Origin of the sequence: Comamonas sp. F1-6 (assembly GCF_039581415.1) — a bacterium.
GTDB lineage: Bacteria > Pseudomonadota > Gammaproteobacteria > Burkholderiales > Burkholderiaceae_C > Comamonas > Comamonas thiooxydans.
Map to the genome: position 1 here is coordinate 134,195 of NZ_JBCPWN010000007.1, position 23,474 is coordinate 157,668.

Sequence of the window (23,474 nt, forward strand, 5' to 3'; positions counted from 1 at the left end):
TTGGTCGTCGTGGGCGGGCAGTCAGCGGCCGAGAGCCTGCTTGACATAGCTGCTGGTCACGTACGCGGCGTAGTCGGGCCTGACCTCCTGGATTCGTCCCTGCGACTTCAGAAACGTTGCGGTATTGGTCATTGCCTTGGCCGCACCGCCTTCCAGCCACTGCACGCCGAGCTGCTCTTCAGCACTGGGGAAGCGGTAAAGCGCCATGGCTGCGGGCACGTCCTTGGGGTCGGCCTTGCTCCATTTGGCAATCGCCTTGATCTCGGGCGAATCGGGAGTCCACCTGGCCAGGTTGTCGCGCACCTGGGCGCTGGCCCGATTCAGGGCCTTGATGAACGCCACCATGAACTGGGGATTTTCCTGGGCGAACTTGCTGCTCACGGCAATGCCCTCGAAGGTGGGATAGCCCATCTGCGCAATGGAGCCGGAGGTGGCAATCACCTTGCCCTTTTGCTTGACCTTGGCCAGTACCGGATCCCAGACAAAGGTGGCATCGATATCGCCGCGCTCCCAGGCCGCGGCAATCTCTGGCGGGCGCATGTTCATGATGTTGACCTTGCGCGCGTCGACACCTTCCTTGCCTAGGGCAGCGACCAGTTGGTAGTGCGCGGTGGAGACGAACGGCACGCCTATGCGCTTGCCTTCCATGCTCTTGAAATTGCTGATGCCGCCGCCATCGCGTGCCACCAGGGCTTCGGCACCGGCGATATCCGCGGAGATCCAGAGCAGCTTGATGTCCTGCCCCTGGCTGGCGGCAGCGGTCAGCGGGCTGGATCCCACCTCTCCCATCTGCACGTCGCCCGAGGCCATCGCCCGTATCACGTCGCCGCCGCCCGAGAACATGCGCCAGTTGATCTTGTAGCCCGTCTCCTTTTCCACCTCGCCCGACTCCATGACCAAGCGCAGAGGCACCAGCATGTCCTGGTTGGCGAAGGTCACGGTTTTCTGCTGCGCCAGCGCGAAGCCGGTCATGGCCAGTGCTGCTGTTGCGGCACCCGCTTTCAGCATCCATCGTTTTTGCATTTTCATTGCCAATTTCTCCATGGTTAGAGCGATATCGGTTGAAGACTTAGACCAGAGAACCCTTGCTGTGCTCACTCTTGCTGACTTGCTTTCCCATTCCCGCTTCTGGCTGAACCGGTAGAAAGCCGCATCGCGAGGCTCAAAGAGCTTTCTGAGCGGATCGTAGTGAGCAACCTTGCGCAGCCAGTAGGGCCAGTTGCTGTGAATCGTTAGGTCCAGTCGCGCACGGCCTGAGATGGGGCGCGCAGCATGGGTCGGCATGCACCGCGACCGTGCATTGCAAAGCCTTGCATGGCGCGGCTTGCGCGGGATATCTCGGTCCTGGTGAAGGGCGTTTTTGCGGCGTCTGCATGGGCTTAGGTGTATTCACTGATCGCAGACAGACACGGGAGGATTGGGCTGTCCGAGAGGCATGAATGCTTGCGCAATATGCGTGCCAGAGAGGCGGCTTTTCCTGTGGCCGGGGCGCCGGGATGTGCGCTGCACCGCATCCGTAGATAGCATGAAAAAAGCACCTTCCTGGCGGAAGGTGCTCTTCGTTGCGCGAAGCCCGAACGGCGGCTGGCAGGGTCAGTTCTTCTCGTCGTTCATGTGATACCAGTGGTAGAGAAAGCGCTGGCCCATGCGGCGAAATGGTGCAAATGCCTCCGAGCGCACCATATTGAACACATTCGGATATTCGAGCGATGAGTTGTAGATTGGCAACTCGAAGGCCTTGATGTTCTGGCCTGCGATGCGCTGGGCCATGCGACGGCCTGCATGCGCAGAGAACGACACGCCGTTGCCGCCATAGCCGACCGCATAGAAGACGCTTTCCCTTGGATCGGGCTGGGTGATACGCGGCATCATGTCGTGGCTTACATCGACCCATCCCCACCAGGAGTAGTCCACCTGGATTCCCTTGAGGGCCGGGAACTTGTGGTGCAGGCCCTCGACCAGCTTGGCCATATGGACCGGATTGGGCGCATCGGCGCCGGTGACGGCGCTGCGGCTGCCGATCTGCACGCGGTTGTCGGGCAGCTTGCGGTAGTAAAAGCGCAGCGTGCGCGTGTCGGTGATGACTTGCGTGGTCTTGAAATTGGTTGCTGCCAGCTCTTCTTCCGTCAAGGGTCTGGTGACCAGCGAGTTCGAGAGAATCGGCATGATCTTGGAGCGCAGACTGCGGTGAAGGCCGTTGCTGGTATAGCCACCGGTGGCAAAGCCGACGGCGCGTGCCTTGACCGTGCCGCCCGGTGTCTGGAGGTAATGCACGCCGTTGCGTGTCTCCATGCCCAGCACGGGACTGGCGGGATGCACCTTCACTCCCAGCTCGCGGGCCTTGCGCAGATAGCCGAATGCCAGCTTGAGCGGATGCACGCCAATGCCGTCGGGCTCATGCATCGCGCCACGGCAGTCGGCGTCATCGACATAGTCGCGGCGCACAGCATCGACGCTGAGTATGCGGGCGTCGTAGCCGAAGACTTCGCGCATGACGCGGGTCTCGTTGCGCAGAAAATCCATTTTTCTGTCGCGATGGGCAATATACAAATGCCCTCCCGGTTGCGGCTCGCATTCTGGAAACTCCGCAACCAGTTTCTTGAACGTGTCGAATCCTTCGCGGATCTCCGCATCCAGCTTGAGGGCTGTGTCCTTGCCCCAGCGCTCTATCCACTGCGAGCGATAGAGGCGGCCGCTGGCATTCTGGCCCTGGCCGCCGTTGCGGCTGGTGCAGCCCCAGGCGCTCTGGTTGGCTTCGAGAACCACGGCGCGAATGCCGTGTTCGCGGGCCAGAAACAGCGCAGTGGACAGGCCCGTGAAGCCAGAGCCCACGATGACCACATCGGCTTCCATGTCGCCGCAGACCGGACCATCGTCCTCGGGTGGCCGGCCTGCCGTCCCTACCCAGTAGGTCGGAGCGTAGCCGGCACCATGTCCGGGGTTTCTTGCCACCAGGGGGTCGTACTGCGGGTCGTATGGATTCAGATGGCTGGGGCGGATGTCCTCGGCTTTCATGGCGGTCGTCTCCTGGTGTGGCTGCGTTTGAAGCGGCGCTCTATTGCTATGGAATTGATGGACGCAAAGTCAATGCAGATGCACTGCTTGCGATGTCCAGAGCAGCATAGCCAGCCCCTTGTGCAGCTGGTTAGGGCCACGGCACAGGTTTTGATGGAGCCAGCGTGCAAGCCTGACCATCCGAATCTCGGGATTGCCGAAGACGGGCTGCAGCGAGTCTCCTGCAAACCGGGCGACCCACCGAGTCGCGCTCGCCGGGCGGGGCTGCGCGCTGGCCTGCTTCAGATCGGCATGACACAGGCTGTGTCAGCCGTCACCTCAGGGATATGCACTGGAGTCCACCGCCACCTGTGCAGACAGCGGGCGTGGTCGTGAACTTCCCCTGCGCCTGTGGCAGCGATGACCGCATTGAGCGTGTTGATGCTCTCCTATCGTTTTCACCTAAATGAAGCGGCGCAAGAGGCATTTGCCGGCGGGCTTCGGTCTGCATCCGCAAGAGCTGGGGCAGAGCGTCGCGCTCAGAGGAGAAGCGGACTTTCTCAAGGCATTTTTCGGTGCGCGCCGCCGTCATCTCGCGAGGGATCACTGCCCTGCGCGGCAAGGCCTTGGACTTAACGATAGCCGGCAACTGGCCCTACGAAATGGAGCCAGTGCTACCTACCATGAGCCATCGGAATTTCAGGCATTTTTCGATAGAAAGGGGGCGCTTTTGCAATGGTCGACCCCCATGACATGACAGCAATCTGGAGAGCATATGAGCAAGCAAGAATCCCAACCCGATGTCCAGTTTCTGGCGCGTTTCTCCGACGCGTGGAATCGCCATGACATTGACGCATTGATGGACTTCATGGCCGACGAGTGCGAGTTTCATGCCGTTGCCGGCCCTGATCTGATGGGACGCAGCTTCGTGGGTCGTGAAGCCGTGCGTGAGGGCTTTCAGCTGGCCTGGCAGGCATTCCCCGATGCGGCCTGGGTGGATGGAGAGCATTTTGTGCAAGGCACGCGCGGTGTTTCGGAGAGCACCTTCAAGGGCACCAAGGCCGATGGCCTGCGTGTAGAGGCACGCATGGTCGATGTGTTCACCTTCCGTGACGGCAAGATCGCCGTCAAGAACGCCTACCGCAAGGATCGCCCGCCTGTGGCGATTTCCTGACACGAGCCTGGTTTGCGTGCGCGCATTCTTGTCTCGCGGCAGGGGGCGCTGCACGCATGGCTTCGCGCAACAATTTTCAAGCAGATAACTGAACGACCACGGCAACGGCCTGCATGAGCAGCAAGGCACAGCCAGATACATAAAGCCGTGGCGACCGGCATTTCCAGGCCGGCAAGACAGGAGACAAAAATGATTGGAAATCCGCATTCGTCGCCGGACGGGCTGTCGCACAGTCTCAAGCAGCGGCACATGACCATGATTGCCCTGGGCGGTGTCATCGGTGCCGGGCTCTTCGTCGGCAGTGGCGTGGTCATCAAGTCGGCCGGGCCGGCGGCCGTCATCTCTTTTCTGATCACCGGCCTGCTGGTGGTGCTGGTCATGCGCATGCTGGGCGAGATGGCCTGCTCCATGACGGGAGGCTCGTTTTACGAGTACGCCCGGGAAGCATGGCGCGACCGGCCCGCCGTGGGCCAGCTGGCGGGATTTCTCACGGGCTGGATGTACTGGTATTTCTGGGTTATCGTCGTGGCGATCGAAGCGGTGGCGGGGGCGGAGCTGGTGCGCTACTGGCTGCCCGACGTGCCGGCCTGGAGCATCAGCCTGGTCCTGCTGATCATGATGACGCTGACCAATCTGGTCTCGGTCAAATCCTTTGGCGAGTGCGAGTTCTGGCTGGCATCCGTGAAGGTGGCCGCCATCGTGGTGTTTCTGTTCATTGCCGGTGTCTATGTGCTGGGCCTGACACCGGGAGGCAGCGGAATGCATGTCGCCAACCTGAGCCAGAACGGCGGCTTCATGCCCAACGGCATTGTTCCGGTGCTCACGGGCGCCGTGGCCGCGACTGGCTTCTATTTCGGCGCGGAGATCGTGACGATTGCGGCCGCCGAAACCGCTGAGCCCCAGAAAGCCGTGGCCAAGGCCACGAATTCGGTCATCCTGCGCGTGCTGGTGTTCTATGTGGGATCGGTGCTGCTGGTGGCCTGCCTGGTGCCATGGAACTCCATCGGCATGTCCACGCCCTATGTCAGCGCTCTCGATGCCATGGGCGTGCCGGCCGCTGCCCAGATCATGAATGCCGTGGTGCTGACCGCCGTGTTGTCGGCGCTCAACTCCGGACTTTATGCCTCTTCGCGCATGCTGTTTGCGCTGACGCGACGCGGCGATGCGCCCAAGGTGCTGGCCCAGGTCAGCCGCAACGGCGTGCCCGTGTACGCGATTCTGGTGGCCACCTTGTTCGGCTACGGTGCCATCGTCATGTCCTATCTGTCTCCCGACAAGGTGTTCGCCTTTCTCGTGAACTCCTACGGAACGGTTGCCATCTTCGTCTACATCCTGATTGCGATTTCCCAGTTGCGTCTGCGCTATCGATTGGAGAACGAGGCTCCGCATCTGCTCAAGGTGCGCATGTGGTGCTTTCCTTATCTGACCTGGCTGGCGATTGCGGGCATGCTGTCCATCGTGGTGGCCATGGGCTTCATTCCCGAACAGCGCACGCCGCTGGCCCTGGGTGTGGCCAGTCTGTGCATCTTGCTGATTGCCTATCGCGTGCGCCAGGCGTTGCGGCGCGGAATCAGTCCCGAGGGGCTGCTCGACGAGCTGGCTCCGCCCAAGCTGCGCAAGAATTGATGAGAACGACAAAAAAGCCCCGGACCCTGAGTCCGGGGCTTTTGTTTTGCGCCTCTACATGCAGTGCATGGCTTCTGCCAGGGCCTTGATGCCGTGGGCGATTTGTCCTGCGGGAATGGACTGATAGCCCAGGCGTATGAAGTTGCCCGTGTTGCGAGGGGAGGTGAAGAACACATCGCCGGGCTCGATCAGCACTCCATGCTCGGCGGCCTGGCGTGCCAGCGCTTGCGCGGGCACATGGTCGGGCAGTTGCACCCAGCATGAGCCGCCGCCGCGTACCGGCGTGATGCGGCATTGGGGCAGGTAGCGAGCCATGGCTGCCGTCAGCTCGGCATGACGCTCTTTCTGGGCCTGGCCGAGGCGGCGCAGCTGGGCCTCGTAGTGGCCCAGCGAGATGAACATGGCCAATGTGCGCTGGATGAAGGTGGAAGGATGGCGGATCATCAGGCGGCGCAGGGCGCGCAGCTCCTTGATCAGCTCGGGCGGAGCCACGATATAGCCCACGCGAAGGCCGGGTGCCAGGCTCTTGGAGAGGCTGCCGATATAGATCACGCGGTTGTTGCGGTCCAGGCTTTTGAGTGCCGGGATGGGTTGTTCGTCGAAGCTGCTTTCGCTTTCGTAGTCGTCCTCGATGATGATGAGATCGTGCTTTTGTGCGGCCTCGAGCAAGGCTTCGCGCCGCTCCAGCGGCATGGTGACACCCGTGGGGCACTGATGGCTGGGCGTGACGTAGAGGTACTCGAGCTTGCGCATGGCATTGACGATAGGCAGTCCATCGCCATCCACGCCAATGGGGATGACCTGCGAGGTGCGGCTGCTGAAGATATTGCGCGCATCGGGGTAGCAGGGGTTTTCGATGCCGATGGAGGTGCCCTCGCGCATCAGCAAATCGGCCACCATGTACAGCGCATGCTGGGCGCCGACCGTGATGATGATTTCGTCGGGTGACGCCCAGACGCCGCGGCGCGGCAGGATCTTGGTCTGCACCTGCTGGATGAGGCTGTCGTCGTCGCGGGTGATGTGATCGGGCGCCCACATGCGGATGTCCACCACGCCCAGGGACTTGAGGCAGCATTCGCGCCAGGCGGCCGTGGGAAACAGCTCCTTGTCGAACTGGCCGTAGAGAAACGGATAGGGGAACCGCTGCCAGTCGTCTTCCTTCACGATGCTGCGCTGCAGGCTGGGGCGCAGCCACAGGCGGCGCGACCAGTCCGTGTGCGCCTCGGCGTCCGTGCTCCTGCCGCTGCCCGGCGTGCGCTCGGCCGTGCGGCCCTGCAGCACATCGGGGTGTATGAAATGGCCTTTTCTCTCGCGGCTCAGCAAGAAGGCCTCTTCGGTCAGTTGCTGGTAGGCCATGACCACGGTGATGCGGCCCACGCCCAGCAGCTTGGCCAGTTCCCGGCTTGAGGGGATAGCGTCGCCGGGCGCGAGAATGCCGGTGAGGATGGCATCGACCAGCATTTCGCGAATCTGACCCTGAAGGCTCAGAGAGGGCCTGGCGCTGCGGCGAAACAGCTGCTCCCACATGGCCACGGATGGAGGAATCGAAGGCGAGGCCTGTTGTCTGTCTGTCGTCATTGATGGTTCTGAATGCACTGCCGCAGCGTGCGGCGGCCTGGAGCGACCGGCTGCCCTGACGCGCGGGGCCTGGCTCTTTGGGGTCCATGAACGCGGCATCGCAGAGGCCGCCAGCAGCTTGCTGGCGGACCGGTTTCAACGCTCAAGATTAGCGCATATGCATGTGCTTGGAATCAGGCTTTTCATGTGGTCGCAAGCCTGAAGCAGCGCGCGGGATCTGAAATTCCTGGAGACCTTTTCTGCAGGCTCCAAAATCTGTATATAATTCGAGGCTTAGCGGCTGTAGCTCAGCTGGATAGAGTACTTGGCTACGAACCAAGGGGTCGTGGGTTCGATTCCTGCCAGCCGCACCAAACGACAAGCCTCAGAACTGAAAAGTTCTGAGGCTTTTTCGTTTCTGCCTTGGCTGTTGCGGCAGGATTGCCGGTGCTGGATGTCTTGGAAGAAAAATCCGGGTTTTCACCGAGCGGCTCCAGAATCTGTATATAATTCGAGGCTTAGCGGCTGTAGCTCAGCTGGATAGAGTACTTGGCTACGAACCAAGGGGTCGTGGGTTCGATTCCTGCCAGCCGCACCAAACGACAAGCCTCAGAACTGCAAGGTTCTGAGGCTTTTTCGTTTCCGGGCTTTGACAGAGGCTGGTCAAGGCAAGCACGGATCTGTGTGAAGATCGGCCTCATGAGCAAGGCTTTTACCAAAGAATCGGACGGCGACGACGATGACGACGTCGGCGCTCTGCCGCCATTGCCCGCCGGCGGCAAGAACTACATCACGCCCCAGGGCTACCAGCGCATCAAGGACGAGCTGCTGGATCTGATCGACAACGAGCGCCCCAAGATCGTGGAGATCGTGCACTGGGCAGCCAGCAACGGCGACCGTTCCGAGAACGGCGACTATCTCTACGGCAAAAAGCGTCTGCGCGAGATCGACCGCCGCATCCGCTTTCTCACCAAGAGACTGGAGATTGCCGAGGTGGTCGACCCTGCCGTGCATGCGGGCAGCGACCAGGTTTTCTTTGGCGCCACGGTCAGCTATGTCGATGACGAGGGCGTGGAGCGCACCATCACCATCATGGGCATTGACGAGGCGGACAGCGCGCAGAACCAGGTCAGCTGGATTGCCCCGGTTTCGCGTGCGCTGCTCAAGGCGCGCGTGGGCGACGAGGTGGCCTTGCCCACGCCGGCCGGTGTGCGCATGCTGGAGATTCTGGACGTCAGCTATCCGCAGCCTGCAGCACGTTCCTGAGTGCACGAGCTGCAAAAAAGCGCGGCTTCCACATCGGAAGCCGCGCTTTTATTTTGTGAGCTCCACTCGCTTGATGTTCAATGATTTCAGATAGTTTTGGTATTGAATTCATTGATCGTCAAGCGCTAAAAGCTATTGTTTTTGAGATGGGTTGCCAGCCTGCAGGCGTTGCAGCAGCTCCAGCGTGGGGTAGCCGTCTGCCACCAAGCCCTCGCTTTGCTGGTATTGGCGCAGCCCGGCCCGGGTGGCCGGACCCATCACGCCGTCGGCCGCTCCGGTGGCAAAGCCGCGCTGGCTGAGTGCGGTTTGCAGCGCCCGTGTCTGCTCACGCGTGAGTGCGCTGAGATCGCGCGGCCATTCGGCGCTGACACCGCCATTGCCTGCCAGCTGCGATGCGAGCAGGCTCACGGCCAGTGCATAGTTGGTGGAGTTGTTGTAGCGCAGGATGGCGCGGAAGTTGCTGCCCACCATGAAGGCCGGACCACGGGCACCGGCCGGTGCAATGATGCTGGCTCCGGCTATCGCAGGCAAGGCCTGAGCGTTCATGCTTTGCACGCCTTCTGCAGCCCAGGCATTGCTGTTCTGGCGCGTGGAAAGCTCGGTGCGCGCGTAATCGAAATTGGCTGGCAGGCGCACTTCAACGCCCCAGGGCTCGCCAGGGTTCCAGCCCGAGCTTGCAAGATAGTTGGCCGTGGAGGCGGCCACATCGGACATGGAACCCCAGATGTCGCGGCGGCCGTCTCCATCGGCATCGACTGCATATTGCAGGAAGACCGAGGGCAGAAACTGGGTGTTGCCCATGGCACCGGCCCAGGAGCTGATCATATGGGCGGCGTCGATGTCGCCGTTGTCGATGATGCGCAGCGCGGCAATGAGCTCCTTCTGCGCCCATTCGGCGCGGCGGCCGTCGAAGGCGAGAGTGGCCAGCGCATCCACGGCCGAGAAGCTGCCGAAGTTGCTGCCGTAATTGCTTTCCATGCCCCAGATGGCGGCAATCACCGGCGCCGGCACGCCATAGCGCTGGCTGGCCGCCTGCAGGCTGGCGCCGTGTTCCTGCATCTTGAGCTTGCCGGTCCTGATGCGCTGTGCGGAGACCGCGCTATCCAGGTATTGCCAGGGCGTGCGCGTGAACTCGGGCTGGGAGCGGTCGAGCCTGACGATGCTGGGCTGGAGTCTGGCACCGGCCAATGCGCTGCGCAGTGTGCGCTCCGAAATGCCTGCCGCGCGTGCGCGTGGGGCGAATTCCTGCTTCCAGTGTGCGAAGTTGCTGGCCTGTATGGGACTTTCCATCGCTGCTTCGTCAGTGCCTTGCTCTGTTTTGGCAGGCTGTGCCGGTTCGGACACCGCCGCTGCAGGAGGCTCGGACCGGGTGGCGCAGCCTGCGAGCAGGGCTGCTGCGATGGCGGTGATCAGCAACGGCTGACGGACATTCAGAAGCGAAGGTGCGGTTTGGAGCATGAATGCCATTGTCGCTTGCTGCCGTGGCCTGGGGGCTGTTGCATGGCGGGATAGCGCCCGCAGAATGCAACAAAATCTTTCGCCCATGAAAAAGGCCGCCCGAGGCGGCCTTGTGGAGCATGGAAGAGGTCAGGCCATGACGCGGCTGGCGCGAATGACCGAGTGCAGGCGGCGCAGATTGCGCAGCGCATTCTCCAGCTGCACGCTGTTCTGCACGGAGATGACGAAGCGCAGATCCGTGGTGCCGATCGCTGCTTCGTCGGTCATCTCGACGCGCACGATATCGGCTTCGGCGTTCGATAGCTCTGCCGCCACACGGGCCAGCACGCCCTTGTTGTTTTGCACCGTAACCACGATTCCCGCCTCGAACAGGCGCGTGATGTCGTCGGACCAGTCCACGGTGATGAAACGGTCGGCATCCTTTTCGCGCAGCTTGATGGCATTGTTGCAATGGGCGTGGTGCACGACCAGGCCCTGACCGCCCAGGTAGCCCAGAATCGGGTCTCCCGGCACGGGGCGGCAGCAGTGCGAGTAATAGACCGAACTGCTCTCGTCGCCGTTGAGCGTGACCGCACCCTGGAAGGGGCGGTTGTGCGTATTGAAGCGCTCCTGCGTGATGAGCAGGGCATCCGGGCGCACCCCCTGCTTGGTCATGAAGGCGGTCATACGCGCCGCCACCAGCGAGGCAATGCGGCGGCCCATGCCGATATCGACCATGAGGTCTGCGGGCGTGCGGTTGCCCGTGATGCGCAAAATCTCGTCCCAGATGTTCTTGTTGGCATCGTCCTGTGACGGTACGCTGTCAATGCCTTCGGCACGCAGAGCCTGGGCCAGCAGCGTTTCTCCGAGCTGACCGGCTTCGGTCTGGGCCGCATTCTTGAGGTAGGAGCGGATCTTGGAGCGCGCGCGTCCGGTTTTCACAAAACTCAGCCAGGCCGGGTTGGGCGTGGAGGTTTCGGAGGTGATGATCTGCACCACATCGCCGCTCTTGAGTTCGGTGCGCAGCGGCACTTCCTCGTCATTGATCTTGGCCGCCGTGGTGCGATGCCCGATCTTGCTGTGGATGGCGTAGGCAAAGTCCACCACCGTGGCACCGCGCGGCATGGCCATGATCTCGCTCTTGGGCGTGAACACGTACACGGCATCGGGGAAGAGATCGACCTTGACGTGATCCCAGAACTCCGCCGCGTCGCGGGTCTCGTTCTGGATGTCGAGCAGGGACTGCAGCCACTGGGTGGACAGATGCTCGGAGTCATGACCTTGCTGCGCCTTGTACAGCCAGTGGGCCGCGACGCCGGCCTCGGCCACGATGTTCATCTCTTCCGTTCGAATCTGGAATTCGATGCTGACGCTGGAGGGACCGACCAGCGTGGTGTGCAGCGACTGGTAGCCGTTGCTCTTGGCAATGGCGATGTAGTCCTTGAAGCGGCCCGGCATGGGCTTGTACTTCTGGTGCAGCACGCCCAGGGCGGTGTAGCAGTCCAGCGTCTTGGGGACGATGATGCGAAAGCCGTAGATGTCGGTGACCTTGGCAAAGCTCAGCTGGTTCTTCTGCATGCGCTGGTACAGCGAATACAGCGTGCTCTCGCGGCCCAGCAGGCGTACCGACAGGCTGTGCGTGGCAAAAGCGGTGCTGACTTCATCCTGCACACGATGGACCAGGTCCCGGCGGCGTGTACGCGAGCGACCGATGGCTTTTTCCAGCGTGGCATAGCGCCAGGGGTGCAGATGCTTGAACGACAGGTCCTGCAGTTCGCGATAGGTCTGGTTCAGACCCAGGCGGTGAGCGATGGGGGCGTAGATCTCCAGCGTTTCGGACGAGATACGGCCCCACTTGCTGCGCGGCATGTCGCTCATGGTGCGCATATTGTGGGTGCGGTCGGCCAGCTTGATCAGGATGACGCGCACATCGCGCGCCATGGCCAGCAGCATCTTGCGAAAGGACTCGGCCTGGTTTTCCTCGCGAGTGTTGAACTGCAGCTTGTCCAGTTTGGTCAGCCCGTCCACCAGTTCGGCCACATCCTCGCCAAAGCGTTCCTTCAGGTCCAGCTTGGTGATGCCGCAATCCTCCATGGAGTCATGCAGCAGGGCCGCCATCAGGGCAGGGGCATCGAGCTTCCAGTTGGCGCAGATTCCCGTGACCGCGATGGGGTGGGTGATATAGGGGTCTCCACTGCTGCGCCACTGATCGGTATGTGCTTGATCTGCGTAGATATACGCCTGGCGCACGCGCTCGGCGCTGTCGGCATCCAGATAGCCCAGATGCTCCATCAAGCCCTCAAAAGCAGCAGCCGACACACGTGCAGCCTGTTCAGCGGGCATGCGCTGAGGCTTGGCCGGTGCCGTAGAGGAAGGAGCAATCGTCGAGTTCTGGGCCGCTGTCATATTCCTTAAATGTAGCCTGCAAGTATGGAGTGCAAGCTGATAGGCACAAAAAAGCACCGACGAGCGGTGCTTAATTGTCTATTTTGGTGCTGCGATGCAACAGCTCAACCCGGCACCTTCTTCAGCATTTCCAGGCCTACCTTGCCGTCTGCGATCTCACGCAGGGCAGTGACGCTGGCCTTGTTCTTGGTTTCAATCTTGGGGGTATGGCCTTGATTGAGCATGCGGGCGCGATAAGTCGCGGCCAAAACGAGCTGGAAGCGGTTGGGGATCTGCTCCAGGCTATCTTCAACAGTAATGCGTGCCATCAGGAACTCCGGGAACGGTCAGTTGGATTCAGGGATATTGAGCGACTCGAAGGTGTCGGCGCGAAGGCGCCGCTGGGCCGCATATTTGAGGCGTTGCGCGTGAATGATCGCCTTGAGATCAAAGAGCGCACTCTCAAACAGTTCGTTGATTATAACGAAGTCGAATTTTGCGACCTGCGCCATTTCCTCTTCGGCGTTCTTCAGGCGCAGCTCGATGACTTCGGGAGCGTCCTCGCCACGGTTTTCCAGGCGGGCCCGCAACTCGTCCCAGCTGGGCGGCAGAATGAAGATCAGCACGGCATTGGGAAATGCCCGTTTGACCTGCAATGCGCCCTGGTAGTCGATTTCGAGGAGCACATCGGTGCCGCTCTGGATGCGCTCTTCCAGAGACCTCTTGGCCGTGCCGTAGCGGCGGCTGTGCACATTGGCCCATTCCACAAAGCCGTTGTTGGCGACCATTGCGTCGAATTCGGCGTCCGAGACGAAGTAATACTCACGGCCATGTTTTTCCTGGCCGCGCGGCGCGCGCGTGGTGTGAGAGACGGAGGGGTAGACGCGTGCGTCGAATTCACGCAGGGCGCGTACCAGAGAGGATTTGCCGGCACCGCTGGGTGCCGACACGACAAATAGATTTCCGGGATGGTCCATGACTTTGGGCATGACTTTGGGCATGAATCGAGCGTACGGGGTAGGTACGCCCAGGGCTTGCTTACTCGATGTTCTGCACTTGTTCGCGCATTTGCTCGATCAGCACCTTCATGTCGACGCTGATGCGGGTCAGCTCCAGCGTGGCTGATTTGGAGCCGAGGGTGTTGGCTTCACGGTGCAATTCCTGGATCAGGAAGTCCAGACGCTTGCCGATGTCGCCACCCTTTTTGAGCAGACGCTCGATTTCGTCGAGGTGAGAGCCCAGGCGCGTGACTTCCTCGGCCACGTCGATGCGGATGGCAAAGGCCGTGGCTTCGGCCAGGGCGCGGTCCTGGGCGGCCTCGGGGGCAACCGAGCCTTCGCCCAGGGCCATGGCCTCCTTCCAGCGCTCCAGGAATTTCTGGCGCTGCTGCTCCACCAACTGCGGCACCAGCGGCGCGGCCGTCTTGGCCAGCTCGCGCAGTTGCTTGATGCGGTCGAGCAGCATGTCGGCCAGGCGCTCGCCCTCGCGGGCGCGAGCCGCGAGCAGCTCGGTGATGGCCTGTTCGGCCAGGGCCGGAGCGATCTCGCTCCAGTCCGTGGTGGCGGTGGCGGTGCCGCTGCACAGGCGCAGCACATCGGCCACGGACAGGTCGCGTGCCTTGGGCAGCCAGGCCTGAACCGAGTCCTGCAGGGTCACCAGGCGTTGCAGCTGGGTGGCTGAGGGAATGGGCAGGGATTGGTTGCTGGAGACGTCGATGGCGGCTCGTACTTCCACCTTGCCGCGCTTGAGGCGCGCGGTGAGCAAGGTGCGCAGGGCCGGTTCAAGGGCGCGCAGTTCGTCGGGAAGGCGGAAGGACAAATCCAGAAAGCGGCTATTGACCGCGCGGATCTCAAGGCCCAGACGGCTGTTGGACTGGGACTCTTGACCACCCTCAACGGATGCGCTGTGCTGGGCACTGGCGTATCCGGTCATGCTGTAAACTGGCATTGGACTTTTGATGGATGCTTGCAATTTCCCGATTATCCGGGTTTCGTATCATCCTTGAGGTTTACCGGTAAAAAATGTCTACAAAAACCAAGCCAGCGCCCCTACCGTCGGGCAGCACAATAGGTGGATACCGGGTGGTGCGCAGGATTTCCTCGGGGGGGTTCGGGATTGTCTACCTGGCTCTGGACGCCGATGGCCAGCAGGTAGCGATCAAGGAGTACCTGCCGGCTTCGCTTGCCACTCGGGCGCCTGCCGAACTTCAGCCCATGGTGGCGCCAGAAAAGTTGTCCCTCTATCGCCTCGGGCTCAAGAGCTTTTTCGAGGAAGGGCGCTCGCTGGCGCAGATTTCCCACGCCTCCGTGGTGAGCGTGCTGAATTTCTTTCGCGAAAACGAAACCGTCTACATGGTGATGAACTACCTGGAAGGGGCGACCCTGCAGGAGTTCATCGTCACGGCGCGCGAGCTCAAGGCCGACAAGGTGTTCAGGGAGTCGACCATCCGCTCTCTGTTTGACGAGGTGCTGCGCGGTCTGCGCATCGTGCATCAGCACAAGATGCTGCATCTGGACATCAAGCCCGCCAATATCTTCATCACCAATGACGACAAGGCCGTGCTGATCGATTTCGGCGCGGCGCGCGAAGTGCTGTCCAAGGAAGGCAACTTCATTCGTCCCATGTACACGCCGGGCTTTGCTGCTCCCGAGATGTACCGGCGCGATTCCCAACTGGGTCCCTGGACCGATATTTATGCCATTGGCGCCTGCATCTATGCCTGCATGCAGGGCATACCGCCCAATGAAGCTCCGCAGCGTCAGGACAAGGACCGGCTGGCCCTTGCCTTGAACAAGCTGCGCGGCGTGTATTCGGACAATCTGATCGAGGTGGTGGAGTGGTGCATGGCCATGGATCCGCTCTCGCGCCCGCAGTCGGTGTTTGCCTTGCAAAAGGAGCTGAGCCGCGAAGGCGAGCGTCGCTATACCAAGCTCAGCATGCAGGAACGCATGCGCATGCAGTTTGACAACATGGTACATGACGCCAGGAAGAATCTTCAGAAACTCGGCGGCTCCGAACGTGGAGCGGTGACCGACAGCAATCGCAAACCATGAAATTTTCCGTCTTCCAGCTCAGCCGCCGCGGAGGCCGTGCCCTCAACGAAGACCGCATGGGCTACTGCTACACGCGAGAGGCGGCGTTGTTCGTGCTGGCGGACGGCATGGGCGGGCATCCGGACGGCGAAGTGGCCGCACAGATAGCATTGCAGGTGGTTTCCACGCTTTTTCAGCAAAAGGCCAAGCCCATGCTGGAAGAGCCTGCCCTGTTTCTGGAAGAGGCGCTGCTGCAGGCCCATCGCCAGATACTGCGTTATGCCAGCACCAAAGGCATGATGGACACGCCGCGCACCACGCTGGTTGCGGCCGTGCTGCAGGACGGCAAGGTGACCTGGATACACTGCGGCGACTCGCGTCTGTACTGGGTGCGCGACGGGCAGCTCGTGGAGCGAACACGTGATCATTCGTACAGCGAGATGCGCAAGGTCTCCGGTGCGTTGGCGCCTGCCAACCGCAATGTGCTGTTCACCTGCCTGGGCTCGCCTTCCAAGCCCATCTTCGATGTGAGCGAGACAAGGCGGCTTGAGGAGGGCGATCAGCTGATGCTGTGCTCCGATGGCCTCTGGGGGGCGGTGCCGACGCCGGAAATTCTCCAGATCATGAACGGCAAGGCCGTGGCCCACTTTGTGCCCATGCTGGTCGATACGGCGCTCAAGCGAGCCGGGGACGGCAGTGACAATGTCACCGTGCTGGCACTGGTATGGGAAACACCGAATAATTTCGAGCCGTCTTCCATCTCCACGCAGGAGATCGAGGATCAGGGCTTCGAGTCCACGATACAGGTGGGGCCGATCGAAGACTGCGAGGATGAGCTCGACGACGAGGCCATCGAGCGATCGATTGCCGAGATCAACGAGGCCATACGCCGTTCGGCACAGCGCCAGAAAGCCAAGACCTGAACACGGTTGCACGCTGCAATAGGCGCTGGCTTGAAACTACTGAATCAATAGCTGATTGCGTAAGCGCCATAAGCGCTTCCATGGATTTTTATTATGAAAATTGTGCTGGCATCCAACAACCGCGGAAAGCTCGCCGAGTTGCAAGCCATGTTTGCCCCGCTGGGCGTGGAGCTGATTCGTCAGGGCGATCTGTTCGAGGGAGAAGCTCCCGAGCCCTATGGCACCTTTGTAGAGAATGCGCTGTCCAAGGCGCGCTTTGCGGCCGAGAAGACCGGCTTGCCCGCCATTGCCGATGATGCCGGCATGTGTGTGGATCATTTTGGCGGTCTGCCCGGTGTGGACACGGCCTACTATTGCACCCAGTTCGGCTACGAGAAAAGCGACGACAACAATGTGCGTGCGCTGCTCGAGCAGATGCAGGGTGTGACCAACCGCCGTGCCGCTATGGTCAGTACCCTGGTGGGCGTGCGCTCGCCCAAGGACCCCGAGCCGCTGATTGCCGTAGGACGCGTGCAGGCTCTGCTCACGACCGAGCGCCGTGGCAGCAATGGCTTCGGCTTTGACCCGGTACTGCTTATTCCCGAGCTGGGCCTGACCTTTGCCGAGATGGAGCCCGAGCTCAAGCATGCGCACAGCCATCGCGGTCGTTCTTCGCGCACCATGATCGAGATGGTGAAAGAGCGCTGGTTATAACCAGCGGTTCCCCTGAGGCGCTTTGCCTAGGCGGCCCCGCGCCTTCCCCCTTTCTCGCTTCGCGGGATGGGGACGACGGCCTCGCTGCGGGGCGGCGGGGCCGCCTAGGCCCTTGCTTGCTGTCCCATGGTTGGGGTGTGCTAGTTTTAGCGGCGTCGGTTTTGTTTGCGCTAGAAAAGCATATTTCCCATGATTCCCATTCAGCATCAAACAGAGACCGCCGAAGCGGCGGTGCAGCGCGATATTCAGCACTACATGCGGCCCGGTACGCTTCAGCTGGGCAGCCTGCCGCCGCTGTCGCTGTATGTGCACCTGCCCTGGTGCCTCAAGAAATGCCCGTATTGCGACTTCAACTCCCATGCCTGGGCCAAGGGAGATGCGCTGCCCGAGGACCGCTACATCGATGCTTTGATGGCCGATCTGGAGTCTGCGCTGCCGCTGATCTGGGGGCGCACGGTGCACAGCGTCTTTATGGGCGGCGGAACGCCCAGCCTGTTCTCGCCCGAGTCCATAGACAAGCTGATTGCCGGTCTGCGTGCGCGTCTGCGCATGGAGCCCGATTGCGAGATCACCATGGAAGCCAACCCCGGCACCTTCGAGAAGGACCGCTTCAAAGCTTTCCGGGCGGCCGGCGTGAACCGCCTGTCAATCGGGGTGCAGAGCTTTGACGACCGCTATCTGCAGGCTGTGGGCCGTGTGCATGATGCGGCGCAGGCCCAGGCTGCGGTGCGCGAGGCGGCTGACAATTTCGAGACCTTCAATATCGATCTCATGTATGCGCTGCCCGGCCAGAGCCTGCTCGATCTGCAGCGCGATGTGGACACGGCACTGTCGTTTGCACCGCCGCATCTGTCGATCTATCACCTGACCATCGAGCCCAACACCTATTTCGCCAAATACCCGCCCCTGGTGCCCGAGGACGATACGGCCTATGAGATGCTGGACCTGATCACGGCCAGCACCAGGGCCGCGGGCATGCAGCGCTATGAGGTCTCGGCCTATGCCAAGGACGGCCATCAATGCTTTCACAACAGCAACTACTGGCAGTTTGGCGACTATCTTGGCATTGGCGCCGGTGCGCACAGCAAGCTGAGCTTTGCCCACCGCATCGTGCGTCAGGTGCGTTTCCGCGATCCGGCCCGCTATATGGACATGGCACTGGCCGGCACGCCGCTGGCACAGGACAACGAGGTCAAGCGTGCCGATCTGCCGTTCGAATACATGCTCAACGCGCTGCGCCTGCGCGGCGGCTTTGCCTTGCAGGAGTTCATGGAGCGCACGGGCCTGCCCATGTCGGCCATTGCCAAGGGGCTCGATCAGGCACAGGCCAAGGGCCTGATCAGCCGCGATCTGGGCCGCGTGGTGCCCACGGAACGCGGCTTTGACTTTCTGAGCGACCTGCAGGAAATGTTTCTGTAAGTCCTGGCGGGTGCTCAGCCGCAGCGCAGCGCCGTGATCTTGCCTGCGTCATTGGTGATGACGTTCAGGCGCTCCTGGTTGTATTCCATGGTGGCAGGCTGACCCTCGCGCAGCACGCGCAGCAAGTACGAGCCGGATTTCTGGCGGATGGTTTCCAGCGTCGATGCCACGGTGTTGTGGCCGATGTAGATCTGTACCGGCTCCGCGTGGCATACCTGCAGCTGACGCGCGGGCGGGGCGGTCTTGCCGCCTGCGACCATGCCGTTGCTGGCGCAGCCTGCCATCAGCAAAGCCATGCTGGCAGCAGCCATGCCGAGCAAAGGGCGGGTGGAAATATGCAGAGTGGGTGTTCGATGCTTCATGCCCCACACCATAGCGCCCCCAGGTGCTCGCGCATGCCAGACCAAGCCTTGATGTGCAAGCGGGTGCAACAAAGCAATGCGAAAATTTGATAGCTTCATGCGCAATTCCATCAAGGGAATGGTGGCATTTTGACTGTGAATCTTCAGCGCCGGAGTCTATGGCTTGTGGGCTCCTTCTGCACTTTGAAAGATGCCGGCATCGATATTCGCGGCCTGCAGCTTGCGTGCAGCCTTTTCAGCGCGCTTTCGGCTCTCGAAGGGGCCGCTGCGTACTCGGGTGACTTCCCCCTTGTTGCTGGCCATCTTCTGCGTCAGCGCGGGCAGTCTGGACTTTTGCAACTGCGCCAGCACCTTGTCGGCATTGCCGGCCTCGGAATAGACGCCCAGATTCAGATAGAACTTGCCAGGAACCAGGTCCGAGCCGGCATGGGGTGTCGAGGGGGCAGCTTGTTCCTTTGTATCTGTCGCCGGCCTGGCTGTCGGCTTTTCGCTCAGCTCGGCCTTGACCGCCGCTTTGCTTGGCACTGAGGCAGCTGCGTCAGGCGCAGCTTGCTCTGCGCGTGTGTCTGTCTCGGTGGCGGTCGTAGGCGCAGGCTCTGCCGGGCGGTTGTCTGGCTCCTCGGGGGCGGGCTTTGCCAGGTCCGGGCTGGCAGCTGGACGATTGGCCACGGCGGTGGCTGCAGGCGCTGCGCTCTTGGTCGGTGCCGGGCCATCGGCGGGCAGCAAGGCCAGGCCCGCGCCTGCGGCCGCTGCCACAGGCAGGGCCAGCACCAGCATGGCTGCGGTTCTGTTGCGGGGAGAGCCGACCTGCGCCTGCAAGGCGGCATGGGCGACGGCCATATTGGGCGCGTCAGTGATCGCCTGTAGCGTCTGGGCCCTGATTTTGCGCCAGTACCAGCCATTGCCCAGCAGGCCGGGCACGGCCACAGCCACCAGCCAAAGTGCAATGCCCAGGCCCAGAGCCATGGCCTCGGGCAGAGCCGGGCGCAGGCCAAACCACCAGATCAGCGCGGTTGCCGTGACGGCGGCGAGGTATTTGCCCGCCTCGTGCCATAGACCGTGCAGGCTGCACCAGGCCAGGGTCAGGAAGGCTGCCGCCATATTCCAGCTGGGCAGGCTGCGGTCCAGGGCATCGAAGCGCTTGAACTGGGCCAGGTAAAAGTCGCGTGAGCGTGGGCTCAGGCGGCTGGCATAGAGCTGGGGCAGCAGGCCGCTGTCCTCCTCTTCGGGCGCAGTGCTCTGCTCGGCCTCGTGTTGCAGACTGTGCTGCATGGAATAGGCCGCGGCTGTAAAGGCTCCTGCAATGGAGGCAGGCAGGGGGCTGGCATCCGAGCGCGCAGGCTGGTTCAGCACGGGCTCCTGGCGCTGGTTTCGGCCAGCAGGGGCGAGCGCAGGGGTGGGGGTGTCCGAAGCGGAAGGCATGGCTGCAATTGTGTCATGGCGTTACGAGCAGGCCGAAGGCAGATTCCCAACAAAAAACCGGCGCCAGGCCGGTTTTTTGCGGGATGGCCGAGGCAGACTCAGGCCTGGTGCGCGGGCAGAACGGTGGCACGGCATTCGCCAAAGCCGATGCGCGCGGCACCGGGCTTTTCGCACCAGCCGGCAAAGATCACGGCGTCTCCGTCGAGCAGGAAGGTGCGGGTTTCGCCGTTGCTCAGGCTCAGGGGCTTTTTGCCGCCTTCGGTGATTTCCAGCAGGGCGCCGGCTTCGGCCATGGTGGGGCCGGACAGCGTGCCGGTGCCCAGCAGGTCGCCGGGTTGCAGATCGCAGCCGTTGACGGTGTGGTGGGCAATCAGCTGGGCCATGGTCCAGTAGGCGTGGCGGTAGCTGGTCCGGGTGATCTGCTCGGCGGCCTTGCCTTCGGCGCGCATCTTCTCGGTCTGGATGGCAACCGTGAGCTGAACGTCGAGCGCACCGCGCTGCGAGTTGGCTTCGGAGCTGAGGTAGGGCAGGGGCTGTGGGTCCTCGGACGGGCGGACAAAGGCTGTGCGATAGGGCTCCAGTGCTTCCAGCGTCACAATCCAGGGCGAGATGCTGGTGGCGAAGTTCTTGGACAGGAAAGGGCCCAGTGGCTGGTATTCCCAGGCCTGAACGTCGCGTGCCGACCAGTCGTTGAGCAGGCACAGGCCGAAGATATGGTTTTCGGCGTCCTCGATGCCGATGGCCTCGCCCCAGGCATTGGCCGAGCCGGCATAGATGCCCATCTCCAGCTCATAGTCGAGGCGGTTGCAGGGCTTGAGCACGGGGTCGGCATCGGGAGCCTTGAGCTGGCCGTTGGGGCGCTTGAAGTCCACGCCAGAGATGCGGATGCTGGAGGCACGACCGTGGTAGCCGATGGGCACCCACTTGTAGTTTTCCATCAGCGGGTTGGTGGGGCGGAACAGCTTGCCCACGTTGGTGGCGTGATGCACGGAGGTGTAGAAGTCCGTGTAGTCGCCCACCTGTGCGGGTACGCTGTATTCCACATCGGCCTGGGGCACGAGGCAGGCCTTGAGGGCGGCTTCCTGGGCAGCGCCGGCACGCAGGGCGCGCGACAGGGCCAGACGCAGGCCCGACCAAGACGCCGGGCCCATGGCCATCAAGCTGTTGAGCTGAGCTTGCGCCGCTGCGTCGACCTGGGCCTGCACATCGCCGCCCAGTGCCTTGGCATCGCGAACAGCCGCCATGTCCAGCACCTGGTCGCCAATCGCCACGCCGCCGCGAAAAGCCTCGCTGCTGTTCTTGCGGCGAAAGACTGCAAACGGCAAGTTCTGGATGGGGAAGTCGCTGCTGCCTGTGTTGGCGCTGGTGACCCAGCTTTGCAGGCCGGCGTCGTGGGTTTCGTTCAATGCCATGTTCGTCTCCTTAAACGATTTGAATAAAAACAGGCTGCAGCGCTGATCTGCTGTGCGCTGTCAGCCATCGATCTATGACTGATCTATGGGATCTGGCTTGTGCTGGCTTGTGGATCCTTCATGCAGCGGTAAAGCCCCCATCCATGTTCCACTGTGCGCCACGCACCTGGGCGGCGTTGTCGCTGGCCAGAAAGCCGACCAGTGCCGCGACCTGCTCCACCGTCACAAAAGCCTGCGAGGGCTGCTTGGCGCCCAGCAGCCTGGCGCGGGCTTCCGCCTCGTCCAGCTGCTCGCGCTGCGCCAGGGCATCGATCTGGGCCTGCACCAGTGGCGTGAGAACCCAGCCGGGGCAGATGGCGTTGCAGGTCACGGGCGTGGTGGCCAGCTCCAGCGCCACGGATTTGGTCAGGCCCAGCAGGCCGTGCTTGCTGGCCACATAGGCGGGCTTGTGGGCCACGCCGACCAGGCCGCTGACGGATGCCATATTGATGATGCGCCCCCAGCCGCGCTCCAGCATGGCCGGCGTGCAGGCCTGTATGGTGTGAAACGGTGCGCTCAGGTTGACGGCCAGCATGGTGTTCCATCGGTCTGGCGGAAAGCTGAGCACGGATTCCACATGCTGCATGCCCGCGTTGTTGACCAGAATGTCCACAGCGCCCAGCTCGGCGGCGATGCGCCGGGCCAGCGGGGCAATGGCCAGGCCGTCGCTCAGATCCAGTGAGTAATAGCGGGCGGCGACACCCAGTGCGTGCAGCTCGGCCAGCTGTTCATCAGTGCTGGCAGACGCCTGGGCGCTGCCATGCAGGGCAATGGCGGCGCCTTCGCCGGCCAGTTGCCTGGCAATGGCCCAGCCGATGCCGCTGGTGGAGCCAGTGATCCAGGCCACACGGCCGCTATGGGGCCTGGAGAGCTGCTGGACTTGGGGCAGGACGGTGGTCATTTGAGCAGGTCCATTTCGATATGCACGTATTCGCTGATGAAGCGTACCTTGGCCCAGTAGACGATCAAGCCCTGTGGATTGCAGGCCCAGCGCAGCGCCTGCATCAACGGCGTGCCCAGCGGCACGCCCAGATGCTCGGCAATCAGCTCGTCGGCCGGGGCTACGCTCAGGTACTGGCGGGCCGTGGCGATCTGCGCTGTATCATTTCCCAGCGCCTGAGCCAGCGTGGTGCGCTCCAGCTGTTCCTGCAGCCTGGGGTAGAGGTTTTGTTCCAGGTACAGCTCGGACAGGCAAAAGCGTGCATCGCCGTGCTTGTGTACGCGCAAAAAATAGGTATAGGCAGTGGCCAGTTCGCCAGGGGAAGGGAAGCCGGCCGGAATGGGCGGCACGCAGTCATTCGCTTGCTGCAGCGTGGTCTGCTGAATCTGCTCACCAAAGGCCACCAGCTCCTGCCAGGTCGTTGGCAGCAAAAAGGATGGGGGCTTGTAGGGCTGGCCAACGACCTTGGTGCCGCCGCGCTTGCGGGTCTGCAGCAGGCCTTCATCGACCAGCGCATGTACGGCCATGCGCACCGTGGTGCGCGAGACACTGTGCAGGGCCTCGAGCTCCTCGACGGTGGGGATGCTTTGTCCGACCGTCCACTCGCCCGTCGCTATCTTGTTGCGAAACAGTCGGGCCAGCTGCAGGTGCAGCTTGTCGCGGGATTGGGAGGCGGTGGACGCAGCAGTCATAAGCACGGTTTTGCGGGGCAGTGTAGCAAATAAAGTATCTAAAAAAGTACTTTATTAAAAAAGACCAGCAGACACTCAAGATGGCGCAATAAGGCAGTGGG

The 23,474-nt window shown here is 62.1% G+C and carries 20 protein-coding genes and 2 tRNA genes; 9 read left to right on the forward strand and 13 right to left on the reverse strand.

The genetic code is table 11. The features are described 5' to 3' along the window. Window positions 1-21: 21 nt before the first annotated feature. The gene (gene tauA, locus AAIL66_RS09855; RefSeq protein ID WP_003062701.1) at window positions 22-1,029 is read right to left on the reverse strand and encodes a taurine ABC transporter substrate-binding protein; all 1,008 of its coding nucleotides are present in this window, start codon (window positions 1,027-1,029) and stop codon (window positions 22-24) included. A gap of 564 nt (window positions 1,030-1,593) precedes the next feature. Next, complete coding sequence (locus AAIL66_RS09860) at window positions 1,594-3,015, reverse strand: FAD-binding oxidoreductase (RefSeq protein ID WP_034392176.1); 1,422 nt, start codon at window positions 3,013-3,015, stop codon at window positions 1,594-1,596. A 754-nt stretch (window positions 3,016-3,769) separates the two neighbouring features. Between AAIL66_RS09860 and AAIL66_RS09865 the strand changes: the two genes are divergently transcribed. Together AAIL66_RS09865 and AAIL66_RS09870 are read left to right on the forward strand one after the other, a co-directional pair. After that, window positions 3,770-4,168 (forward strand): nuclear transport factor 2 family protein, encoded by a 399-nt coding sequence (locus tag AAIL66_RS09865; protein WP_012839588.1) that lies wholly within the window; start codon window positions 3,770-3,772, stop codon window positions 4,166-4,168. A gap of 189 nt (window positions 4,169-4,357) precedes the next feature. Next, on the forward strand, window positions 4,358-5,794 hold the full coding sequence (locus AAIL66_RS09870; RefSeq protein WP_012839587.1) for an amino acid permease: 1,437 nt from the start codon (window positions 4,358-4,360) through the stop codon (window positions 5,792-5,794). 54 nt (window positions 5,795-5,848) lie between these two features. On the opposite strand, the gene AAIL66_RS09875 is transcribed toward AAIL66_RS09870, so the two are convergent. Beyond that, window positions 5,849-7,372, reverse strand: coding sequence for a PLP-dependent aminotransferase family protein (locus tag AAIL66_RS09875; protein WP_034377768.1), 1,524 nt, complete (start codon window positions 7,370-7,372; stop codon window positions 5,849-5,851). 276 nt (window positions 7,373-7,648) lie between these two features. Here AAIL66_RS09875 and AAIL66_RS09880 point away from each other — a divergent pair. From AAIL66_RS09880 to greB, 3 genes are all read left to right on the forward strand, one after another. Next, window positions 7,649-7,725, forward strand: a tRNA-Arg gene (locus AAIL66_RS09880). A 147-nt stretch (window positions 7,726-7,872) separates the two neighbouring features. Further along, window positions 7,873-7,949: transfer RNA gene (locus AAIL66_RS09885), tRNA-Arg, on the forward strand. A 101-nt stretch (window positions 7,950-8,050) separates the two neighbouring features. Continuing rightward, the gene (gene greB / locus AAIL66_RS09890) at window positions 8,051-8,617 is read left to right on the forward strand and encodes a transcription elongation factor GreB (protein ID WP_003052072.1); all 567 of its coding nucleotides are present in this window, start codon (window positions 8,051-8,053) and stop codon (window positions 8,615-8,617) included. A gap of 132 nt (window positions 8,618-8,749) precedes the next feature. On the opposite strand, the gene AAIL66_RS09895 is transcribed toward greB, so the two are convergent. The 5 genes from AAIL66_RS09895 to AAIL66_RS09915 all read right to left on the reverse strand — a co-directional run bounded on the left by AAIL66_RS09895 (window position 8,750) and on the right by AAIL66_RS09915 (window position 14,371). After that, entirely contained in the window at window positions 8,750-10,084 is a 1,335-nt protein-coding gene (locus AAIL66_RS09895) for a lytic murein transglycosylase (RefSeq protein WP_343496619.1), read from the reverse strand. Window positions 10,085-10,204: 120 nt separating this feature from the next. After that, window positions 10,205-12,460, reverse strand: a complete 2,256-nt coding sequence (locus tag AAIL66_RS09900; protein ID WP_343496620.1) for a bifunctional (p)ppGpp synthetase/guanosine-3',5'-bis(diphosphate) 3'-pyrophosphohydrolase — start codon at window positions 12,458-12,460, stop codon at window positions 10,205-10,207. Window positions 12,461-12,564: 104 nt separating this feature from the next. After that, window positions 12,565-12,768 (reverse strand): DNA-directed RNA polymerase subunit omega, encoded by a 204-nt coding sequence (gene rpoZ / locus AAIL66_RS09905; RefSeq protein ID WP_003052081.1) that lies wholly within the window; start codon window positions 12,766-12,768, stop codon window positions 12,565-12,567. Between the two features lie 18 nt (window positions 12,769-12,786). After that, window positions 12,787-13,416 carry a guanylate kinase gene (gmk, locus tag AAIL66_RS09910; protein WP_003062692.1) on the reverse strand — a complete coding sequence of 210 codons (630 nt, stop codon included), beginning with the start codon at window positions 13,414-13,416 and terminating at the stop codon, window positions 12,787-12,789. 61 nt (window positions 13,417-13,477) lie between these two features. Further along, a complete protein-coding gene (locus AAIL66_RS09915) occupies window positions 13,478-14,371 on the reverse strand; it encodes a YicC/YloC family endoribonuclease (RefSeq protein ID WP_034358141.1) in 894 nt (297 codons plus the stop codon). A gap of 89 nt (window positions 14,372-14,460) precedes the next feature. Between AAIL66_RS09915 and AAIL66_RS09920 the strand changes: the two genes are divergently transcribed. From AAIL66_RS09920 to hemW, 4 genes are all read left to right on the forward strand, one after another. Next, on the forward strand, window positions 14,461-15,492 hold the full coding sequence (locus AAIL66_RS09920) for a serine/threonine-protein kinase (protein ID WP_034358139.1): 1,032 nt from the start codon (window positions 14,461-14,463) through the stop codon (window positions 15,490-15,492). Beyond that, complete coding sequence (locus tag AAIL66_RS09925; protein ID WP_012839581.1) at window positions 15,489-16,394, forward strand: protein phosphatase 2C domain-containing protein; 906 nt, start codon at window positions 15,489-15,491, stop codon at window positions 16,392-16,394. The genes AAIL66_RS09920 and AAIL66_RS09925 overlap by 4 nt, the downstream gene beginning before the upstream one ends. A gap of 93 nt (window positions 16,395-16,487) precedes the next feature. Beyond that, window positions 16,488-17,087 (forward strand): non-canonical purine NTP pyrophosphatase, encoded by a 600-nt coding sequence (locus AAIL66_RS09930; protein ID WP_034377763.1) that lies wholly within the window; start codon window positions 16,488-16,490, stop codon window positions 17,085-17,087. A gap of 189 nt (window positions 17,088-17,276) precedes the next feature. Beyond that, window positions 17,277-18,506, forward strand: coding sequence for a radical SAM family heme chaperone HemW (hemW, locus tag AAIL66_RS09935; protein ID WP_343496621.1), 1,230 nt, complete (start codon window positions 17,277-17,279; stop codon window positions 18,504-18,506). Between the two features lie 14 nt (window positions 18,507-18,520). Here the strand turns inward: hemW and AAIL66_RS09940 are convergent, their stop codons facing one another. From AAIL66_RS09940 to AAIL66_RS09960, 5 genes are all read right to left on the reverse strand, one after another. Further along, window positions 18,521-18,868, reverse strand: a complete 348-nt coding sequence (locus AAIL66_RS09940; protein WP_224648727.1) for an I78 family peptidase inhibitor — start codon at window positions 18,866-18,868, stop codon at window positions 18,521-18,523. Window positions 18,869-19,024: 156 nt separating this feature from the next. Next, a complete protein-coding gene (locus AAIL66_RS09945; RefSeq protein WP_343496622.1) occupies window positions 19,025-20,290 on the reverse strand; it encodes an SPOR domain-containing protein in 1,266 nt (421 codons plus the stop codon). Between the two features lie 98 nt (window positions 20,291-20,388). Then, window positions 20,389-21,702 (reverse strand): fumarylacetoacetase, encoded by a 1,314-nt coding sequence (gene fahA, locus AAIL66_RS09950; protein ID WP_343496623.1) that lies wholly within the window; start codon window positions 21,700-21,702, stop codon window positions 20,389-20,391. Window positions 21,703-21,820: 118 nt separating this feature from the next. After that, entirely contained in the window at window positions 21,821-22,642 is an 822-nt protein-coding gene (locus tag AAIL66_RS09955; protein ID WP_343496624.1) for a 3-hydroxybutyrate dehydrogenase, read from the reverse strand. Then, window positions 22,639-23,373: a GntR family transcriptional regulator gene (locus AAIL66_RS09960; RefSeq protein WP_343496625.1), complete on the reverse strand. Its 735-nt coding sequence runs from the start codon at window positions 23,371-23,373 to the stop codon at window positions 22,639-22,641. Before AAIL66_RS09960 ends, AAIL66_RS09955 begins: the two co-directional genes overlap by 4 nt. Between the last annotated feature and the right edge of the window lie 101 nt (window positions 23,374-23,474).

Coding starts and splice junctions, on each gene's coding strand:
- AAIL66_RS09895 (WP_343496619.1), bottom strand. CDS start 10,084: ATGGCATTCATGCTCCAAACCGCACCTTCGCTTCTGAATGTCCGTCAG.
- AAIL66_RS09960 (WP_343496625.1), bottom strand. CDS start 23,373: ATGACTGCTGCGTCCACCGCCTCCCAATCCCGCGACAAGCTGCACCTG.
- AAIL66_RS09875 (WP_034377768.1), bottom strand. CDS start 7,372: ATGACGACAGACAGACAACAGGCCTCGCCTTCGATTCCTCCATCCGTG.
- AAIL66_RS09900 (WP_343496620.1), bottom strand. CDS start 12,460: ATGACAGCGGCCCAGAACTCGACGATTGCTCCTTCCTCTACGGCACCG.
- AAIL66_RS09920 (WP_034358139.1), top strand. CDS start 14,461: ATGTCTACAAAAACCAAGCCAGCGCCCCTACCGTCGGGCAGCACAATA.
- tauA (WP_003062701.1), bottom strand. CDS start 1,029: ATGAAAATGCAAAAACGATGGATGCTGAAAGCGGGTGCCGCAACAGCA.
- AAIL66_RS09955 (WP_343496624.1), bottom strand. CDS start 22,642: ATGACCACCGTCCTGCCCCAAGTCCAGCAGCTCTCCAGGCCCCATAGC.
- greB (WP_003052072.1), top strand. CDS start 8,051: ATGAGCAAGGCTTTTACCAAAGAATCGGACGGCGACGACGATGACGAC.
- AAIL66_RS09915 (WP_034358141.1), bottom strand. CDS start 14,371: ATGACCGGATACGCCAGTGCCCAGCACAGCGCATCCGTTGAGGGTGGT.
- AAIL66_RS09860 (WP_034392176.1), bottom strand. CDS start 3,015: ATGAAAGCCGAGGACATCCGCCCCAGCCATCTGAATCCATACGACCCG.
- AAIL66_RS09940 (WP_224648727.1), bottom strand. CDS start 18,868: ATGAAGCATCGAACACCCACTCTGCATATTTCCACCCGCCCTTTGCTC.
- AAIL66_RS09945 (WP_343496622.1), bottom strand. CDS start 20,290: ATGCCTTCCGCTTCGGACACCCCCACCCCTGCGCTCGCCCCTGCTGGC.
- hemW (WP_343496621.1), top strand. CDS start 17,277: ATGATTCCCATTCAGCATCAAACAGAGACCGCCGAAGCGGCGGTGCAG.
- AAIL66_RS09925 (WP_012839581.1), top strand. CDS start 15,489: ATGAAATTTTCCGTCTTCCAGCTCAGCCGCCGCGGAGGCCGTGCCCTC.
- AAIL66_RS09930 (WP_034377763.1), top strand. CDS start 16,488: ATGAAAATTGTGCTGGCATCCAACAACCGCGGAAAGCTCGCCGAGTTG.
- AAIL66_RS09870 (WP_012839587.1), top strand. CDS start 4,358: ATGATTGGAAATCCGCATTCGTCGCCGGACGGGCTGTCGCACAGTCTC.
- fahA (WP_343496623.1), bottom strand. CDS start 21,702: ATGGCATTGAACGAAACCCACGACGCCGGCCTGCAAAGCTGGGTCACC.
- AAIL66_RS09865 (WP_012839588.1), top strand. CDS start 3,770: ATGAGCAAGCAAGAATCCCAACCCGATGTCCAGTTTCTGGCGCGTTTC.
- gmk (WP_003062692.1), bottom strand. CDS start 13,416: ATGGACCATCCCGGAAATCTATTTGTCGTGTCGGCACCCAGCGGTGCC.
- rpoZ (WP_003052081.1), bottom strand. CDS start 12,768: ATGGCACGCATTACTGTTGAAGATAGCCTGGAGCAGATCCCCAACCGC.